This is a genomic window from Leeuwenhoekiella sp. LLG6367-2.1 (assembly GCF_045055775.1).
Taxonomy (GTDB): Bacteria; Bacteroidota; Bacteroidia; order Flavobacteriales; family Flavobacteriaceae; genus Leeuwenhoekiella; species Leeuwenhoekiella aequorea.
Window position 1 is genome coordinate 1,895,848 of sequence record NZ_CP159331.1, and the last position, 20,988, is coordinate 1,916,835.

The 20,988-nt window shown below is 36.3% G+C and carries 12 protein-coding genes; all 12 read left to right on the forward strand.

Annotation, left to right across the window (positions count from 1 at the left end):
• Window positions 1-3: 3 nt before the first annotated feature.
• The 12 genes from ABVM53_RS08615 (at window position 4) to sprA (ending at window position 20,987) form a co-directional block, all read left to right on the forward strand.
• Window positions 4-543, forward strand: coding sequence for a DUF3341 domain-containing protein (locus ABVM53_RS08615; protein WP_128756381.1), 540 nt, complete (start codon window positions 4-6; stop codon window positions 541-543).
• Window positions 544-546: 3 nt separating this feature from the next.
• A complete protein-coding gene (locus tag ABVM53_RS08620) occupies window positions 547-1,227 on the forward strand; it encodes a cytochrome c (protein WP_371455151.1) in 681 nt (226 codons plus the stop codon).
• Window positions 1,228-1,251: 24 nt separating this feature from the next.
• Window positions 1,252-2,616 carry a quinol:cytochrome C oxidoreductase gene (locus ABVM53_RS08625; RefSeq protein ID WP_371455150.1) on the forward strand — a complete coding sequence of 455 codons (1,365 nt, stop codon included), beginning with the start codon at window positions 1,252-1,254 and terminating at the stop codon, window positions 2,614-2,616.
• A 26-nt stretch (window positions 2,617-2,642) separates the two neighbouring features.
• Window positions 2,643-3,716 carry a cytochrome c oxidase subunit II gene (locus ABVM53_RS08630; protein WP_405325140.1) on the forward strand — a complete coding sequence of 358 codons (1,074 nt, stop codon included), beginning with the start codon at window positions 2,643-2,645 and terminating at the stop codon, window positions 3,714-3,716.
• 25 nt (window positions 3,717-3,741) lie between these two features.
• Window positions 3,742-5,571 (forward strand): cbb3-type cytochrome c oxidase subunit I, encoded by a 1,830-nt coding sequence (locus ABVM53_RS08635; RefSeq protein ID WP_206633778.1) that lies wholly within the window; start codon window positions 3,742-3,744, stop codon window positions 5,569-5,571.
• 119 nt (window positions 5,572-5,690) lie between these two features.
• Window positions 5,691-6,713: a Holliday junction branch migration DNA helicase RuvB gene (gene ruvB, locus ABVM53_RS08640; protein ID WP_405325144.1), complete on the forward strand. Its 1,023-nt coding sequence runs from the start codon at window positions 5,691-5,693 to the stop codon at window positions 6,711-6,713.
• A gap of 12 nt (window positions 6,714-6,725) precedes the next feature.
• The gene (locus ABVM53_RS08645; protein WP_405325147.1) at window positions 6,726-8,051 is read left to right on the forward strand and encodes a cytochrome P450; all 1,326 of its coding nucleotides are present in this window, start codon (window positions 6,726-6,728) and stop codon (window positions 8,049-8,051) included.
• Complete coding sequence (queG, locus tag ABVM53_RS08650) at window positions 8,048-8,980, forward strand: tRNA epoxyqueuosine(34) reductase QueG (protein WP_405325149.1); 933 nt, start codon at window positions 8,048-8,050, stop codon at window positions 8,978-8,980. Before ABVM53_RS08645 ends, queG begins: the two co-directional genes overlap by 4 nt.
• A 162-nt stretch (window positions 8,981-9,142) precedes the next feature.
• Window positions 9,143-10,483 (forward strand): MFS transporter, encoded by a 1,341-nt coding sequence (locus tag ABVM53_RS08655; RefSeq protein ID WP_405325152.1) that lies wholly within the window; start codon window positions 9,143-9,145, stop codon window positions 10,481-10,483.
• A 217-nt stretch (window positions 10,484-10,700) separates the two neighbouring features.
• The gene (locus tag ABVM53_RS08660; protein ID WP_405325155.1) at window positions 10,701-13,007 is read left to right on the forward strand and encodes an NADP-dependent malic enzyme; all 2,307 of its coding nucleotides are present in this window, start codon (window positions 10,701-10,703) and stop codon (window positions 13,005-13,007) included.
• Between the two features lie 72 nt (window positions 13,008-13,079).
• Window positions 13,080-13,661: a Holliday junction branch migration protein RuvA gene (gene ruvA, locus ABVM53_RS08665; RefSeq protein ID WP_128756388.1), complete on the forward strand. Its 582-nt coding sequence runs from the start codon at window positions 13,080-13,082 to the stop codon at window positions 13,659-13,661.
• 39 nt (window positions 13,662-13,700) lie between these two features.
• Window positions 13,701-20,987, forward strand: coding sequence for a cell surface protein SprA (gene sprA, locus ABVM53_RS08670; RefSeq protein WP_405325158.1), 7,287 nt, complete (start codon window positions 13,701-13,703; stop codon window positions 20,985-20,987).
• Window position 20,988: the final 1 nt, after the last annotated feature.

The following is a 20,988-nucleotide window of genomic DNA, read 5'->3' on the forward strand; positions in this document are numbered from 1 at the left end:
GATATGGCATCAGCAAACGTTTTACATGCGCTTTACAATGATGATGATATTCTCATGAAAGCTGTGAAGGAGCTACGTGCTAAAAAGTATAGAATCATTGATGTTTATACTCCTTTTCCTGTACACGGTTTAGATAAGGCAATGGGGCTTGCTCCAACGCGATTAGCTATTACCTCATTCTTGTACGGTTTAGTAGGTCTTAGTGTAGCTACATTGATGATGAATTATATAATGATAGAAGATTGGCCAAGAAATATAGGTGGTAAACCTAGTTTTTCTTATCTGCAGAATATGCCGGCCTTTGTACCTATTATGTTTGAATTAACGGTTTTCTTTGCTGCTCACCTTATGGTTATTACGTTTTACCTAAGAAGTAAAATATGGCCTTTTAGGAAAGCTGAAAATCCAGATGTTAGAACGACAGATGATCATTTTCTAATTGAAGTTGATGCTGCAAATCACGATCTAGATGAGCTTTCTAAATTTCTATATGATACAGGAGCTTCTGAAATAAGTTTAATTCATAACGAAGAACACGCTTAACAAATGAGAAATAATATTCAAATATTAGGCTCTTTGATGTTGCTAATAATTTTAGGCTCTTGCCAAAATAAGGATTATCGCAATTATCAATATATGCCTAACATGTACCAGGAGGTGAGCTACGAAGCTTACGGTAACTATGAGGTATTTCCAAATGGGATGGAAGCAATGATTCCTGCTGAAGGATCGGTTTCACGTGGTTGGATGCCTTATGAGTATGAACATAGTACTGAAGGTTATCAAGCTGCTAAAGAAGGTTTAAGAAATCCATTGCCATACACAGAAGATAATGTGAATGCAGGAAAAGAATTATATACTATTTACTGTGCTATTTGTCACGGAGATAAAGGAGATGGTCAAGGAACTTTAGCTGAACGCGAAAAGATTTTGGGTATTCCCGCATATAATGATCAAGGTAGAGCTATCACTGAAGGAAGTGTATATCACGTAACCTATTACGGAATTAACACTATGGGTTCATATGCTTCTCAAACTACCGAGCGCGAATTATGGTTAATTAACCATTATGTAATGGATCTTAAAGATCAATTAGACGGAAAGCCTAAACGAGCTTTTGACTCTGCGTCAACTGACGATGAAGCTTTTTTAACTGAAGAGGAAGCAACAGATGAAGGTAAAAAAGCAACAGCTGAGCCTTCTGAAGAAGCTAATATTGAAGAATAAATAAAGCCAGGATATTTCAAAATTATGTATACATTTTCTAGTAAATTAAGACTTTTCGCCATTATTAGTATGGTACTTGGGTTAGTTGGCTTGGTCTATGGCTTTCTTTCTGTTCCACACACAGTAGAAGAAGCTAGTGCTGTTTTAGCATCTCATGATGCTCATCACGAGTCTGAATCTTCTGAATCTCACGAGGAAACTAACTTTATAGATGAAGCGCGCCAAGAACATGGTTACTCAGAAGAGGCTATGTCTAAAGATAAAGATATGGGGCACAATGCTCATGAAGATGAGGAGCATATGGAGCATGTCTTGCATCAAATGCAAAGTAAGCCGTGGTCTGCAGCTTTTGTTGCCGCATTCTTTTTTATGATGATAGCACTGGGAGCTTTGGTTTTTTATGCTATTCAGACAGCAGCTCAGGCTGGGTGGTCTCCGGTATTATTTAGAGTGATGGAAGGGATTACTCATTATTTGCTTCCAGGTTCTATAATTGTACTTTTAATCGTTGTTTTTGCAGGTGAACATTTCTACCCTTGGCAGAATCACGAATTAGTAGCTGAAGATCAAATCTTACAAGATAAATCAGGGTATTTAAATTTTCCTTTCTGGCTAATTAGATCAGTAATATATGTTGCTGGTTGGAATCTTTATAGATTCTTTGCAAGAAAGAATAGTCTTGCAATGGATACTGCTGAGGATGATAGACCTTATAAAAACTTATTCAAGTTCTCAATTTACTTTTTAGCTTTCTTCTTAGTTACAGAGTCTACAATGGCTTGGGATTGGTTTATGTCTATGACTCCACACTGGTATAGTACGCTATATGCTTGGTATATTCTTGCCGGTATAATGGTTTCTGCTGTAACAGTAATTGCGATTGTAACTGTATCATTAAAAGCAATAGGTCAGTTAGAATTTGTAAACGATAGCCACCTTCACGATTTAGCGAAGTTTATGTTTGGATTTAGTATTTTCTGGACATACTTATGGTTTGGACAGTTTATGCTAATCTGGTATGCTAATATACCTGAAGAAGTAACTTATTTCATATTGAGAATACAGGAATATAACCCTATATTTTTCGGAATGTTAATATTGAATTTTGTATTTCCAATTGTAATTTTAATGAACAGCGACTTCAAGCGAGTTTCTTGGTTTGTTGTTATAGCTGGTACAATTATACTTGTAGGTCATTACATAGATATTTTCTTACTAGTTATGCCATCTACAGTAGGACCATACTGGTCTTTTGGAATTACCGAATTCGCTGCAATATTATTTTTCCTAGGATTATTTATTCTAATGGTAGGCTTGGGTCTGTCTAGAGTTTCGTTGAGACCAAAGAATAATCCATTCTTAGTAGAAAGCGAGCATTTTCATTATTAATATCAACGAAGAGAAAAAGCACAACAATGACCGTTTTTTTAGTACTTATTGTAATTATACTTTTTGCTGTAACACTATGGCAAATGAGTAAGATATATGCACTCTCTAAAGGCAAATCGAAAGATGTGTCTGGAGAAGTTGCTAATGATAAAGATAACAGCGTCAATGCAAAATTGATGATCATGTTTACTGTCTTTCTTTATTTCTTAATGTTTTATTGTTTCTGGTATTATTCAAAATTTTACTTACCAGAAGCTTCGTCAGAACATGGTAGCAAGTATGATAACTTAATGTTTATCTCCATTGCTCTAATTATGTTTGTACAGATTATTACGCAATTTCTTTTGCACTTTTTCTCTTACAAATACAAAGGAGAAAAAGGTAAACGTGCTCTTTTCTACGCAGACAACGATAAATTAGAATTTATATGGACAATAATTCCTGTAATTGTTCTTGCCGGTCTTATTATATACGGTTTATTTACGTGGTCTGATATAATGAACTTTGAAGAGGATGAAGATGCTCTTGTGATTGAATTATATGCTCAGCGTTTTAACTGGAAGGCTCGTTATGCAGGTGATGATAATACATTAGGTAATGCTAACGTAAGATTTATTGAAGGTATAAATCAAGTAGGTATTGATCCTAGTGATGCAGACGGTCAAGATGATAAAGTGACTCAAGAATTACATTTACCTGTAGGTAGACAAGTAATTTTTAAATTACGTTCACAGGATGTTCTACACTCTGCGTATATGCCGCATTTTAGAGCTCAAATGAATGTAGTTCCAGGTATGATTACTCAGTTTTCATTTACGCCCACTGTAACTACAGAAGATATACGTACTACAGATTACATGAAAGAGAAAATGCGTACTATTCAAAAGATACGTAACGATAGAAATAAAGTACTTGCAGCTGCAGGAGAGCCGGCTTTAGATGATTATGATGAGTTTGATTACTATTTGCTATGTAATAAAATTTGTGGTGAAAGTCACTACAATATGCAGATGAAAATAATTGTCGAGAGCGAGGAAGATTACGAAGCTTGGATTAAGCAACAGGAAACTTTCAAGGCTAGTATTGCAGATCAAGAATAAAAAAATACAAAAAAGAAAATAGATTATGTCAGCACATTCAAATGCACTGGACCATGCTCACGATGATCACGACGCACATCACGATCATCACCAGACTTTTATAAGTAAATACATTTTCAGTACAGATCACAAAATGATCTCAAAGCAGTATTTAATTACTGGTCTGATTATGGGGATTATAGGTATTGCTATGTCTATTTTGTTTAGACTTCAATTAGCATGGCCTAATGAAAGCTTTACAGTTTTTGAAATATTTTTAGGAAAATGGGCGCCAGAAGGTGTTATGGATCCTAGTATCTATTTATCGCTAGTGACGATACATGGTACAATAATGGTATTCTTTGTACTTACCGCTGGTCTAAGTGGTACGTTTAGTAACTTACTTATACCACTTCAAATTGGAGCACGTGATATGGCTTCAGGATTTTTGAATATGGTTTCTTACTGGCTGTTTTTTCTTTCAGCAGTAATTATGTGTTGTTCTTTATTTGTAGAATCTGGACCTGCTGCCGCTGGTTGGACGATCTATCCTCCATTGAGCGCACTTCCTAATTCAATTTCATCTGCTGGTACCGGGATGACATTATGGTTAGTTTCAATGGCTATATTTATTGCTTCTTCTCTTTTAGGATCACTTAACTATGTTGTTACCGTGATCAATATGAGAACAAAGGGTATGTCTATGACTAGATTACCACTTACAATCTGGGCATTTTTTGTTACTGCTATTATAGGTATTGTATCGTTTCCGGTTTTATTATCTGCGGCTTTACTTCTAATTATGGATAGAAGTTTTGGTACATCATTTTTCTTGTCAGATATATATATAGGTGGTGAAGTATTGCATAACAGTGGTGGTTCTCCAGTTTTATTTGAGCACTTATTCTGGTTTTTAGGTCACCCTGAAGTTTATATCGTATTACTTCCTGCATTAGGAATATCTTCAGAGGTTATCGCTACAAATGCTCGTAAACCTATATTTGGTTATAGAGCGATGATTGCGTCAATCTTGGCAATTGCATTTTTATCTACAATTGTTTGGGGTCACCATATGTTTATTTCGGGTATGAATCCATTTTTAGGGTCTGTATTCACATTTACTACTTTACTTATTGCAATACCTTCTGCTGTAAAGGCATTTAACTATATAACTACGTTATGGAAAGGTAATTTGCAATTTAACCCTGCAATGTTATTTTCTATAGGTCTTGTGTCAACCTTTATTACGGGTGGTTTAACAGGTATCATTTTAGGTGATAGTACACTTGATATAAATGTTCACGATACGTATTTTGTTGTAGCGCATTTCCACTTGGTAATGGGTATATCTGCTCTTTATGGTCTATTTGCTGGTGTTTATCACTGGTTCCCAAAAATGTTTGAGGGCAAGATGATGAATAAAAATTTAGGGTATGTACACTTTTGGGTAACTGCCATAGGTTCTTATGCTGTATTTTTTCCAATGCACTTTATAGGAATGGCTGGTTTACCTCGTAGATACTACTCAAACACAGCATTTCCATACTTTGATGATTTAGCAGATGTAAATGTTATGATTACAATTGCCGCTATTGTTACTGCAGCAGCTCAACTTGTATTTTTATATAACTTTATAATTTCTATTTTCTACGGTAAAACAGGAGAGAAGAATCCTTGGAAATCTAATACTTTAGAGTGGACTACAGAGCATAAGCATATTCATGGTAACTGGGCTGGTGAGATTCCTAGTGTTTACCGTTGGCCTTATGACTACAGCAAGCTAAATGAAGATGAAACGGATTATGTTCTTGCAGGTCAGGATTATGTTCCTCAGACTGTACCGCTTCAACCAAATGAAGAAGAAATGAATCATTAAGATTCTTCAATGATAATTTAAAAGCCTGCTGTTAAAGCGGGCTTTTTGTTTTTAATACATTAATTTAGGTATAATGCTCAATGAGTTTTAGCTCAAAGGGTAATTAGTATATTTACATTATGAATGAGAATTTAGATGCTAGTGGAGAAGGTTTCAGTAGAGAAGAACACGATTTAGAACGTGCATTGAGGCCTTTAAGTTTTAGTGATTTTACAGGTCAGGAACAGGTTATTGAGAATCTTCAAATATTTGTTCAAGCGGCTAATGGTAGAGGTGAGGCTTTAGATCACACCTTATTTCATGGGCCTCCTGGTCTAGGGAAAACCACTCTTGCAAATATATTGGCAAATGAGCTCGGTGTAAGTATTAAAGTAACTTCGGGTCCGGTCTTGGATAAGCCTGGGGATTTAGCTGGTCTTCTTACTAATTTAGAAGAGCGAGATGTGTTATTTATAGATGAAATTCATAGGCTGAGTCCTATTGTTGAAGAGTATTTATATTCAGCAATGGAAGATTATAAGATTGATATTATGATCGAGAGTGGGCCTAACGCCCGTACGGTTCAGATTAATCTTAATCCGTTTACGTTAATAGGTGCAACTACACGATCTGGTTTACTAACGGCTCCTATGCGAGCGAGATTTGGTATCTCATCTAGATTACAATATTATAATACAGAGTTGTTGACAACTATAGTACAACGTAGTGCCGAAATTTTGCAGGTTCCTATAGGTATGGAAGCGGCTATAGAAATTGCAGGTCGTAGTCGTGGAACTCCGCGTATTGCTAATGCTTTATTACGTAGGGTGCGGGATTTTGCACAGATTAAAGGAAATGGTACTATAGATATTGAAATTGCACGTTTTGGTCTTAAAGCACTTAATGTAGATGCTCACGGACTTGACGAAATGGACAATAAAATCTTAGCAACTATTATAGATAAATTTAAAGGAGGTCCAGTAGGTATCACAACTTTGGCGACAGCTGTTTCTGAAAGTGCTGAAACAATAGAGGAGGTGTACGAGCCATTCTTAATTCAGCAGGGATTTATTATGCGTACGCCACGGGGAAGAGAAGTAACTGAGTCTGCCTATAAGCACTTGAATAGAATTAAAGGAGCAGTGCAAGGTGGTTTATTTTAACGGGTTTAGTGTATGAATAAAATACCTGAAGTCTCACGATTAAGTTTTTTAAAATCTGCAAGGGCAATTCTTAAAAATCCGCTACCGTTTCACAAGAAAAATTTTAATTTAAAAGGAAATACATTTCGGCTTAAACTAGGAATTTCAAAAGATGTTGTTTCCTCTAGAGACGCCATGTTTGCACAACATGTGCTTCAGAAGAATCAAAAAAACTATAAAAAGTCGGCTATCCAAACCAAAGATCTGGCCAAATATGTAGGTAATGAATTATTGACGTCTAATGGCGCGCATTGGGCAAAACAACGAAAATTAATACAACCGGCATTTCACAAAAAACAGTTTGAGACTTTAGTCAATAAAATTCAGGAGGCTATACTTACTGAAATTGAAAAAATAGAAGTTGACCAGCCATTTAATATATTTCCAGTATTTAACGACCTTGCTTTTCAAACTGTTGTAAAAGCTCTATTTAGTGGAGAAGTTGATACACGTGCAATAAATAGACTTCAATATATTACTGAAGCTGCTCAAGAAATGTTAGTCAAAGAATTGAGACAGCCCTATTTAATTTGGTGGTTTAAGCTTTCTGGTGAATTAGAGAAAAATCTTGCTCTTACCAGGGAAGCGCGTGATATTCTTAATGATTTTGTGGCTAAACGTCGTCAAAGTGGGAAACGTTATGATGATTTATTAGATATGCTACTCGATGCTCGATATGATAACGGTCTGGCAATGGATGATGAGCAGCTCATCGATGAAATACTTATCTTATTCACAGCTGGACACGAGACCACCTCAAATGCACTAACGTTTGCTGCGGAATTATTAGCAAGAAACCCTTCAATTCAAGATAAAATCTATTCTGAAGTAATCACCTTAAAGGATGAGGATGATTTGCTACTTAAACTTAAAGGGTTACAGTATACCGAGCAGGTGATTAATGAAACGATGCGACTCTATCCACCAGCCTATTTTATTGATCGCGTAAGTATAGAGTCTGATGCTTTTTCAGATTTTGAAATTAAACCGAACACGAATTTATTATTTTCAATTTATGAGATTCATAGGGATGAGAATTATTTTAAAGATTCAGAAGTATTTAACCCAGATCGGTTTGAGGATAAAACTATAAAATACTCTCCTTACTATTATCCTTTTGGAGCAGGACCGCGTATGTGCATTGGTAATAATTTTGCTATGTATGAAATGATTCTTACTATTTATGAGCTTATGAAAGTTTATAAAATAGAGTATAAGTCTTCTCCTATTGAAATTAAACCACTGATTACCTTGAAGCCAAAAAATGCAATTCTTCAATTTTCAAAACGAAAAGATTGATAGAAAACAAATTGAAATACACGAAACTTATCAAAGATGAAGCTCAGCGACTGGGCTTTATGTCATGTGGTATTTCAAAAGCAGGGTTTTTAGAACAGGAAGCACCACGATTAGAAAGTTGGTTAAATAAAAATATGCACGGTGAAATGGCATATATGGAAAATCATTTTGATAAACGTTTAGACCCTACATTGCTAGTTCCAGGAGCTAAGAGTGTAGTTTCATTGCTTCTAAACTATTATCCTGATGAGAAGCAGCGAGAGGATACGTATAAGATATCAAAATATGCTTATGGTACAGATTATCATTTTGTAATTAAGGATAAGCTAAAAGAATTACTAGAATTCATTAATGCGAATATAGGAGAAGTAGCGGGAAGGGCATTCGTAGATTCTGCCCCAGTACTTGATAAGGCTTGGGCCGCAAAGAGCGGCTTAGGTTGGGTAGGAAAACATAGTAATCTATTAACAAAGCAGGTGGGTTCGTTCTATTTTATAGCAGAGTTAATAATCGATCTCGATCTTGATTATGATACACCTGTAACAGATCACTGTGGTTCTTGCACCGCTTGCATAGATGCTTGTCCCACAAACGCCATTGTAGATGCTCATGTGGTTGACGGAAGTAAGTGCATTAGTTATTTTACCATAGAGCTTAAAAATGAATTACCTTCATTTGCTCAGGACAAAATGGATGACTGGATGTTTGGCTGCGATGTTTGTCAGGACGTTTGTCCCTGGAACAGATTTTCAAAGCCACATAACGAGCCTTTGTTTGATCCTAATCCAGAGATTTTGAAGTATTCTAAAAGTGAATGGAAAGAACTTACTCAAGAAGTATTTTCAACACTGTTTAAAAAATCTCCTGTAAAGAGAACTAAGTTCAAAGGCTTAGAGCGGAATATTAAATTTTTAAATGGAAAGTTTTAATTTGAGGAACTTAGAATATTTTCTACCATTCAATATGTTATTCTCGTATATTGAGCGCACAATTATTGATTCTCTAAACTACATCGTTTTATATTTATTATAGAATATCATTTATGACCTTGCAGGTTGTTGAAACAATATTTATCAACTTAGTTTTTAAAAATGAATAAAATTTTAGGTTCTATCCCAAAACCCAAGCTTTCTTTTTGGCAAATCTTTAATATGAATGTTGGATTCCTAGGAATTCAGTTTAGTTTTGGTTTACAGCAAACAGCCATAAATCCTATATTTTTATTTTTAGGTGCTTCAGATGATATGTTGCCTATTTTAAATATTGCAGGTCCTATTACTGGTCTCGTAATTCAGCCTATAATTGGTGCAATTTCAGATAAGACATGGATTCCCAAATGGGGTGGCCGTCGTAAGCCCTTTTTTCTCATAGGTGCGCTAATAGGAAGTTTATGTTTATTTGCTTTTCCATATAGTCCAGCACTTTGGTTTGCAGTAGGTTTACTTTGGATACTAGATGTAGGAAATAATATGGCTATGGAGCCTTACCGTGCTTTTGTAGGTGATAAATTACCGGCAAAACAATTAAGCCTGGGCTACCAGATGCAAAGTTTATTTGTAGGTGCGGGTATCGTATTAGCCAACGCTTCCATATTTCTGTTTCAAGATTGGTTTGGCGGTGTAGATGGCGCTATAGATGCAGCAGGTACCATTCCTAAGTGGCTGTACTATTCATTCTTTATTGGAGCTATTTTATCTGTAGTGACAATTCTGTGGTCTGTACTTAAAACTCCGGAAATCCCTCCCACAGAGGAAGAGCTTGCTGAAATTAATGAGCACCGCGCATTGCCATTCTCTCAGCGTGTTAAAATCCCATTTGTAGAGATTGCAAGCACAATTAAAGAAATGCCACGTTTTATGTGGCGCGTAGCGGGAGTTTATTTATTTCAATGGTATGCATTATTTATCTATTGGCAATTTACGGTGCCGTTATTCCGTACAACAATGAATTTTAATACGTCTCAAGCAGCAGCCCAAGCAGCTAAAATGAGTACAACCTATAATATAACTACAATAGTAGTGGCGCTTGCATTAGTTCCACTTACCTTAAAATTTGGTGGGCGTAAGGTTTATGCACTAAGTCTTTTTGGCTCGGCAATAGCTTTACTCACAATACCTTACATTACAGATCCTTTACTTGTATTATTGCCTATGATATTATTTGGGATTGGATGGGCTGCAATGATGGGAATACCCTATACCATGGTATCTAAGATTGTGCCTCAGAAAAAGCGCGGGATATATATGGGTATTTTAAATATGATGATTGTAATTCCTATGGGGATTCAGACGGTGACTTTTGGTCCTATATACAAATATCTATTAGGAGGAAACGCGATAAATGCAATTCTCTTTGGTGGTGTATTTTTTGGTATAGCTGCAATTCTTGCATTGAGATTAAAACCTAAACACGCAGAACGAGTTTACGAATAGAAAGCATAACCTTTCAATCTTAAAATTCTCAAATTATATATTTAGTTTGAGAATTTTTAGTTTTGAACTATAGTTCTAGAAAAGTACAGAATCAGCATAAAGTCAGAATTAATAATTTTTAAATCAATAAGGGCCAATTTTTTTTAAATGATTCTGTTATAAAATTAACGCGATTCAATATTAGGTCTATTTTTGTACTAGAGTAAACAAATATAATATGAGCAAAGAAAGTAAGAGAAGAGAAGCATTAATATATCATGCAAAACCTACTCCTGGTAAAATTGCAGTGGTGCCTACAAAAAAGTATTCGTCACAAAGAGATCTCTCTCTGGCCTATTCTCCGGGTGTTGCAGAACCTTGTTTAGAAATAGAAAAAGATATTGAGAATGCCTATAAATATACCGCTAAAGGTAACCTTGTAGCCGTGATTTCTAACGGAACTGCAGTATTAGGTCTGGGCGATATAGGTCCGGAGGCATCTAAGCCAGTAATGGAAGGAAAGGGTTTACTCTTTAAAATATTTGCCGGTATCGATGTATTTGATATCGAAGTGGGAACAAAAGATGTAGAAGAATTTATAGCTACTGTAAAAAATATTGCTCCCACATTTGGAGGGATCAATTTAGAAGATATTAAAGCTCCTGAAGCATTTGAAATTGAGCGTCGTTTAAAGGCAGAGCTTGATATACCAGTAATGCATGATGATCAGCACGGGACGGCTATTATTTCTGCAGCAGCATTATTGAATGCTGTTGAACTTACCGGAAAGAAACTGGAAGAAGTGCGTATCGTAATTAGTGGTGCCGGTGCAGCTGCTGTATCGTGTACGAGACTTTATAAAGCTTTTGGTGCGCGCAACGAAAATATAGTAATGCTAGATAGTCGTGGTGTGATACGCAGCGACAGAGAAAGTCTTTCTGTTGAGAAAGCTGAATTTGCTTCAGACCGAAAAATAGATACGCTTGATGAAGCAATGGTTGATGCAGATGTTTTTATAGGTCTTTCTATTGCTGATATAGTGACGCCCGAAATGCTATTATCAATGGCGCCTAATCCTATTGTATTTGCAATGGCAAATCCCAATCCGGAAATTGATTACGATTTGGCTACCAGAACCCGGAAGGATATCATTATGGCTACAGGTCGCTCAGATCATCCTAATCAAGTAAATAATGTGCTTGGTTTCCCGTTCATTTTCCGTGGTGCATTAGATGTTAGGGCTACTAAGATTAATGAAGAAATGAAAATGGCTGCTGTAAAGGCATTAGCAGAACTTGCAAAAGAATCTGTGCCCGAACAGGTAAATATAGCTTACGGGGAAACCCGATTAAATTTTGGTACAGATTATATAATACCAAAACCATTTGATCCTCGATTAATAACAAAAGTGCCACCGGCAGTTGCAAGAGCAGCTATGGAAAGTGGAGTGGCTAAAGAACCCATTACCGATTGGGAAAAGTATGAGGATGAATTATTAGACCGCATGGGATCTGATAATAAGATTGTAAGACTTATACTCAACCGTGCAAAGACAGAGCCTAAGCGTGTTGTTTTTGCTGAAGCAGATCAACTTGATGTTATGAAAGCTGCTCAGATTATTTATGATGAAGGAATAGGAACTCCTGTATTATTAGGAAACAGAGAGACTATCGCTGAATTAATGGAGGAATTGGATTTTGAGGCAGATATCGAAATCATAGATCCTAAAACTCCAGAGGAAAAGGAGAAATTAAATAAATATGCAAACATTTATTGGCAAGAACGTAAGCGTAAAGGGGTGACCTTATTTGATGCACAAAAACTCATGAGACAGCGTAATTACTACGCATCAATGATGGTGAATGTAGGGGATGCAGATGCGATGATTACAGGATATAGCAGCAGTTATCCTTCTGCAGTAAAACCTGTACTCGAAGTAATAGGAGCTGCGCCAAATGTTCAAAAAGTAGCTGCAGCAAACCTAATGAACACCAGTAGAGGACCCTTATTTTTGGCAGATACTTCTATAAATATTGAGCCTACTGCAAAAGAACTTGCAAAAATTGCTTTAATGACTGCGCGTACAGTACGATTATTTGGTATGGAGCCGGTTATAGCGATGATTTCGTATTCTAATTTTGGTTCATCAAAAAATCCGCAGGCAGATAAAGTTAGAGAGGCAGTTTCTTACCTTCATAAATACCATCCAGAATTAGCTGTAGATGGAGAGGTGCAGGCAGATTTTGCTTTGAATGCAGATTTATTAAAGAGCAAATTTCCATTTTCTAAGTTAGCGGGAAGAAAGGTAAATACCTTGGTTTTCTCAAATATCGACTCTGCAAACATCATGTATAAAATGATTAAAGAGTTAAATAAGGCAGATAACATAGGGCCTATAATGATGGGAATGAACAAGCCGGTACACGTTCTTCAACTTGGGGCAAGTGTAGATGAAATTGTAAATATGGCTGCAGTAGCAGTTATTGATGCTCAGCAAAAAGGCAAAAAATTACAAGAGGTACTTTTAGGCGATATTAAAGGCTAGTACTCAATCTAACAGGCTTCAAATGTGCTAATTAATTTTAGTACATTTGGAGCCTTAACTTTTTTCTAGTAGATGATTACATTTTTAAAAGGCAAGTTGGTCGAAAAAAACCATACAGATGTCGTTATTGAATGTCAAGGAGTAGGATATTTTGTAAATATTTCGCTACATACTTTTTCACTTTTACCTGAGGGAGAAAGTATAATGCTTTATACCTATCTTCATATTAAAGAGGATTCACATACGCTTTATGGTTTTTCTCAAAAATCAGAGCGGGAGATTTTTAAACTACTAATATCTGTAAGTGGTGTGGGTACTAGTATTGCTCGCACAATGTTGTCATCGTTAGATCCTACTCAAGTTAAGCAAGCAATAGGAACGGGAGATGTAAAAACTATTCAAGGCGTTAAGGGAATTGGTGCAAAAACAGCACAACGCGTTATTCTAGACTTAAAAGATAAAATTCTCAAAGTTTATGATGTAGATGATGTTTCAGCAGGTTCAGGCAATACCAATAAGGATGAAGCGTTATCAGCTTTAGAGACTCTTGGCTTCGTTCGTAAACAAGCAGAGAAAGTTTGTGATAGTATAGTACGTGAAAATCCTGATGCTTCTGTAGAAACAATTATAAAATTAGCCCTTAAAAAACTATAATAGACTTTGGTTATAAAACTACGTTGGTTTTCTTTAAAAATGCTATTAGTTTCAAGCACATTCTTGTGCTCGATGTCTTTATTTGCTCAAGAGGAAAAGGCTAAAGATTCTACAAATACAGGTTTTTCTTTAGGTAAACTTAGTCTTAGGAATCCTAATTCTATAATTTCAAAATACACGTACGATCCTCTTACCGATAAATATATTTATACTGAAAGTATAGGGGAGTATTCTATAAATTACCCTCGAATCTTAACTCCAGAAGAATTTAAAGCACTTGTTCAAAAGGAACAGATGCGTAATTATTTTCAGCAAAAGATTGCCGCTGTAGATGGTAAAACTGAAGAAGGAAAAGAAGATCAAAAAAGTTTACTGCCTAATTTTTACGTGAATTCCGGATTGTTTGAATCAATTTTCGGAGGTAATAATATTGAATTTATTCCTACGGGTAGCGTTGAAATGGATATCGGTGGTTTATTTACAAAACAAGATAATCCTAGCTTTTCTCCTAGAAATCGTACGAATTTTAGTTTTGATTTTGATCAGCGTATAAGTTTAAGTTTACTCGGTAAAGTAGGAACGCGACTTCAGGTAAATGCTGTTTACGATACAGAGGCTAGTTTTAGTTTTCAAAATCAGATTAAGCTAGAATATACGCCAAACGAAGACGACATTATTCAGAAAATTGAAGTCGGTAATGTGAGTATGCCCTTAAACAGCGCTTTGATCCAAGGTTCGCAAAGTCTATTTGGTGTTAAGACCCAGCTTCAATTTGGGAAAACAAAAATCACAGGTGTATTTTCAGAGCAACAAAGTCAAACCCAGCAGGTTTTAGCTCAGGGAGATGGTACCCTACAGGATTTTGAAATTCAAGCACTGGAGTATGATGAGAACAGGCATTATTTTTTAGCGCAGTATTTTAGAGATACGTATAATAGAGCGCTTGCAAACTATCCATTTATAAATTCAAATATTCAAATTACCCGGGTTGAAGTATGGGTTACAAACCGTACTCAACGCTTTGAGAATACACGTAATATTGTGGCGATTCAGGACATCGGGGAGTCCACACCCACTCAAATAGGATTGCAGACAATTCCTGCAGGGTTCATTAATTTACCTGCGGGTAGTTTTCCAAGAAACTCTAGTAATGATTTTAATCCTTTTGGTCTATCCGGAAATGGTCAAACAATTTTAACACCCGCTATTCGAGATGCTTCTACAGTAAATCAAGGTTTTGGTGGAGTACAAGTTTCAGATGGATCAGATTATGCTTCATTAGAAAATGCGCGTCAGCTTACTACATCAGAGTATACACTTAATACGCAATTAGGATATATATCTCTCAATCAGCGATTAAGTAATGATGAGGTTCTGGCAGTTGCCTTTCAGTACACCGTGAACGGCCAGGTTTATCAAGTAGGTGAATTTGCTAATGATGGTGTAGATGCTACAAGTGGGGCCTACCCAGATACAGATGGGGATGGTATACCAGATCTTGTCGATGTTGACGCAAATGGAGATGGTATTAATGAAAATGGTCAAGATGTCGATAATGATCAGATTGCTGATGGAGCAGATGCTAAGGTTAATGGGCAAATACGAGGGACAGATGTAAACAATGATGGAATCTTAGATAGTTTAATCACACCTGGACAAGGAGGTACATCGCAAGCGCTAATTGTAAAACTTTTAAAAAGTAATATTACAGATGTAAATGAGCCTATCTGGGATTTGATGATGAAAAACATTTATGGTCTCGGAGTAGGACAGCTGGAGCCTGACGGCTTTAGAATGAATATTGTATATACTTCTCCATCGCCCATAAATTATATCACGGCTGCTGCTGGTGGACCTGCTCTTCCCGAAGATGTGCAAAACACACCTTTACTTAATGTTTTTAATCTTGATAACCTAACCACATTTGGAGATCCTCAAAATGGAGGAGATGGTTTTTTTGATTATGTAAATGGACTTACAGTTAATCAAAGTACTGGAAGTATCATATTTACCTCAGTAGAACCTTTTGGTGAATATCTGTTTAATAAACTGCGAGATTCTGGTACCGAAAATTACGAGAATCCAGATACCTATAATGCAAACCAGCGCAAGTATGTTTATACTTCTTTGTATAACTCAACAAAAACTATAGCTCAGGATAATGCAGATAAAAATTTATTTCAGTTGCAGGGTACCTTTAAATCTACTCAAGAAGAAGGTATTCCAATTGGAGGATTTAATATTCCGCAGGGATCTGTTACCGTAACCGCGGGAGGTAGAGTTCTTCAAGAAGGACTAGATTATTCTGTAGACTATCAACGAGGAAGAGTAATTATTTTAGATCAGGCGCTTAAAGGGTCGGGAATTCCGATACAGGTTTCTACTGAAAACAATTCACTATTCGGTCAGCAGACAAAGCGTTTTACAGGCCTTAATGTAGAACACCAGTTCAACGAAAACTTCATGCTGGGTGGTACATTGATTAATCTTAATGAGCGACCACTTACACAAAAAGCAACTTATAGTTTTGAGCCAATAAATAACACCATTTTTGGTCTTAATGCTAATTTTTCTACAGAGGTTCCATTTCTAACTCGCCTTGTTAATAAGCTTCCAAATATAGATACCGATGTTCCTTCTAACGTTTCTTTCAGAGGTGAGGTTGCCTACCTCATGCCAGGACAACCTAAAGCAACAGAATTTGGTGGTTTAGCTGCATCGTACATTGATGATTTTGAAGGTGCACAAACTGCGTTAGATATAAGCTCGCCCCTGCAATGGAGTCTGGCTTCTTCACCAGTAGATTTTGGTGGAGAATTTGCAAATGGAGATTTAAGAGCTGGATACCGAAGAGCAAAATTTGCCTGGTATACAATAGATCCTATTTTTTATACATCGCAACGCCCGGATGGTATAACAGATGCAGATGTGTCTACTTACGCCACACGAAGAGTGTTTAGAGATGAGATTTTTCCTGAGCAAGATATCATAGCAGGTACCACACAGGCCTTATTTACTCTGGATATGGCTTATTATCCTCAGGAGCGTGGTCCTTATAATTATAGTATTGATGCGCAGGATGGGATTTTAGAAAATCCAGAACAGAATTTTGGTGGGATTATGAGATCTTTTGCTTCTACAGATTTTGAGCAGGCCAATGTAGAATTTATAGAATTCTGGATGATGGATCCATTTATTTATGCTGAAAATGCAACAAATACCGGAGGCCGTCTTACTTTAAATTTAGGTAATATTTCTGAAGACATTCTTAAGGATGGTCGTAAGCAATATGAAAACGGATTGCCTCAGGATGGTGGAGCTACAAACACGGTAGCTACAGCATATGGAAAAGTGCCTACTAATCAAGCATTGATTTACGCATTTGATACCGAAGGTGATCAGCGTACAAATCAAGATGTAGGTTATGACGGACTTAGTGATGATCAGGAAGCAGCAAACTTCCCGGGATTTGCCGGTCTAGCCGATCCGGCAGGAGATAACTATCAATATTTTGTTTCTGCAGACGGATCTATATTAAATAGGTACAAACAATACAATGGGCAGGAAGGTAATTCGCCTGTAGATGTGTCGCAAACAAATAGAGGTTCAACTACCATCCCCGATACAGAAGATATAAACCGGGATTTTACAATGAATACGGTTGATAGCTATTATGAATATCAATTAGATATAAATAGAGCTAGTTTAAATATTGAAAATGAATTTATAGTAGATCAGCGTGATATTGAAGTTACTCTTCAAAATGGTAATACGCTTCCAGTCACATGGTATCAATTTAAAGTGCCTATTAGTGCTGCTACAAATAAGCAAGGGGGAATTAATGACTTTCGATCTATACGCTTTATGCGAATGTATATGAGCGGATGGCAACAACCTACCGTTCTACGTTTAGGATCACTTGATCTCGTAAGAGGAGATTACCGTAGATATTTGTACACCTTAGATCCTGATGAGTCTGATCCCGATACAGAAAATACCCGATTTGAAGTAACCTCAGTCAATATTGAAGATAATAATGATCGTAATCCCATTCCATATGTTTTACCTCCCGGAGTTTACAGAGAAGAGCTTATAAATAACAACAATAATATTAGGCAAAATGAGCAGTCACTTTCTTTAGAGGTTTGTGATTTAGAGACGCAAGATAGTCGTGCTGTTTATAAGAATTTCAGGTTAGACATGCGTCAATATGAAAACCTGGAAATGTTTGTGCATCTAGAATCACTATTAAATGAAACAGCTGTTCAGGATAATGAAGTGGTTGCAATAGTAAGAATGGGAACAGATTTGACACAGAATTTCTATCAGATCGAATTGCCGTTGAGTCCTACAGCTTTTGGTACAAGTAGTCCAGATTTAATCTGGCCAGAAGTAAATAGATTAAAGTTGTCCTTAGACATATTGCAAAAAGTAAAAGCGGTTTTCTTTGGGGGAGAGTTTAATACTCTGGTTGATGATATTACTTATTTTGATGAAGAAGCAAATTTAATAGCTGACCCTGCAGGAACTCCTTATGAAACCGGTAAGGTGAGAGTAGGTATTAAAGGAAATCCGAGTTTTGGTGACGTGAGATTGTTGATGCTAGGTTTAAAAAATGGCAATGATGAAGGGCAAAATACAGTTTGTGCAGAAGCTTGGTTTAACGAACTTCGATTATCTGGTCTTCAAAATCAAGGAGGATGGGCAGGTGTCGTTAATTTAGATGCTAATCTTGCAGATTTTGCGACTGTATCAGGAACAGCCCGTCAATCTACTGTTGGTTTTGGAAGCATAGATGCGGGCCCTAATCAACGCAGTAGAGAGGATGTGCAATCTTATGATGTTGTAACAAACATAAATTTAGGTCAGTTGCTTCCTAAAAAATGGGGTATAAAGGTTCCTTTTAATTATGCTAGTGGAGGCGAAACAATTACACCCGAATACGATCCCCTTTTTACAGATATTAAACTTGATGAGCGTTTATCATCTGCTGCTTCTGAAGCAGAGAGGGAGCGCATAAAAGATATAGCGATCGAGCGTACAAAAAGACAAAGCATTAACTTTATAGGCGTAAGAAAAGAGCGTACAGGTGAGAAGAAGCCTATGCCGTGGGATGTTGAAAATTTCACATTTGCTTACAGTCACAATCAAGAGGATCATAAAGATTTTGAGATTGAAGAATCTGTGAGTAAAAATGTTAGAGCCGGTGCTGCCTATGGCTTTGCATTTAAGTCAAAACCCTATGAGCCATTTAAAAATAATGATTCGTTATTTGTAAGTAAGTATTGGAAGCTGCTCAAAGATTTTAATATAAATTATTTACCGGCTAGTGTAAATATTACTTCAAACATTACGCGGCAATATAGTCAGCAGCGATTTAGAGATCTTCTGGCTACCGAAGGATCTATCCCTATACCAGAATATTTGCAACGCAATTATCAATTTGACAGAAATTTCGCAATTAACTATCCAGTTACAAAATCACTGCGTGTTAATCTAGAACAGTATCAAAATCGGGTAGTACGTAATTATTTAAATCCGGATAATTCTTTAGATCCTAACGCAGGAGATGTTTATACAAGCTTTTTTGATGTTGGAACTCCAGACAGGCATAATCAAACTATGCAGATTAATTATGATTTGCCGGTTAGTAAGTTGCCCTACTTAGATTTTGTAAAATCTACGTATTCGTATAGTGCAGATTTTCAATGGACACGGGGTTCTTATCAATTACAAACCTTAGAAGGTATTCCAGATTTAGGAAATTCTGTTCAAAATGCAAATACCCATTCGCTGCAGACATCTTTAGATATGAAAACCCTGTACGATGCTTTAGGGTTGTCAAAAAAGAAGGTTGGAGTAACAAGTAAGTCTGCAAGAAGTCAGGCAGTGCCTACATTAGGAAATCCTAAGACAGTTAATACCACGTCTGATGATCAAAGATTGAGTGCTGGTGATAAAGCGACAAATACGTTAGTAGGCTTTGCTACAGGAATTAAAAGAATTCAAGTTAATTATGAGCAAAATAACGGTACCTATCTTCCGGGCTATCTCCCGGGTGTAGGTTTTCTAGGTACGGTTAGACCTTCTACAGGATTTGTATTTGGTAGTCAGGCAGAAATACGAGATTACGCTGCCAGACAGGGTTGGTTAACATTATATCAGGAATATAATGAACAATATAGCGAGGTAGAAAATCGTAAATTAGATATTCAAGCTCAAACTAGCTTTTTAGAAGACCTTACGATAGATGTAAATATGAACCGCATTTATCAAGAAACCTACAATGAGAATTATAGAGTAGATCCTACTACTCTTGACTATACAAGTCTAACCGGAAATACTATTGGTAACTACAGTATTTCGACGTTGATGATTGGTACAGCATTTAATTCGAGTTCTCTGGAGTCCTCTGCAAATTTTAATCAGTTTAGGTCAAACCGTCTGGTAATTGCAAATAGACTTGCAGAAGATTTTTATGGAAATGATCAATATCCGCGTGATGAAAATGGATATCCGGTAGGTTTTAGTAGAACAAGCCAAGCTGTATTGCTTCCTGCATTCTTATCTGCATATACGCCGGGTAATGCAGATAATGTCTCTCTGGGAGCGTTTAGGAGTTTCCCGCTTCCTAACTGGAATTTAAAATATACAGGGTTGATGAAATTTGATTGGTTTAAGAAACGCTTCAAACGCTTTTCTGTAAACCATGGTTATCAAGCCGGTTATACGGTGAATCAGTTTAGAACAAACTTAAACTACGATAGAAGTTTAAATAATGATATATCTGATGCTCAAGTAAATCAAGCTGGAGATTTCTTAAATCCGGTTTTGTATTCAAATATTAATCTTACTGAAATATTTTCTCCTTTAATCAGGCTTGACTTTGAAATGAAAAATTCGGTTAAGATATTAGCTGAATTAAGAAAAGACCGAACCTTATCGTTAAGCTTTGATAATAATTTGCTTACGGAAATTCATGGAAACGAATACATAATAGGTTTAGGATATCGCTTAAAAGATATTAGATTTGCCACGCGAGTAGGAGGGAAACGTACGATCTTAAAAAGTGATTTAAACTTTAAAGCAGATCTATCGTTAAGACAGAATGAAACCGTTGTACGTTATTTAGATATTGAAAATAGTCAGATCACTGCAGGACAGGATATTTACGGGTTAACTTTTACTGCAGATTATGCATTAAGTAAAAACCTTACTGCGATATTTTACTATGATCATTCGTTTGCTACGTATGCAATTTCAACGGCATATCCGCAAACCACTATTAGATCAGGATTAACATTGAGATATAATTTCGGAAATTAAT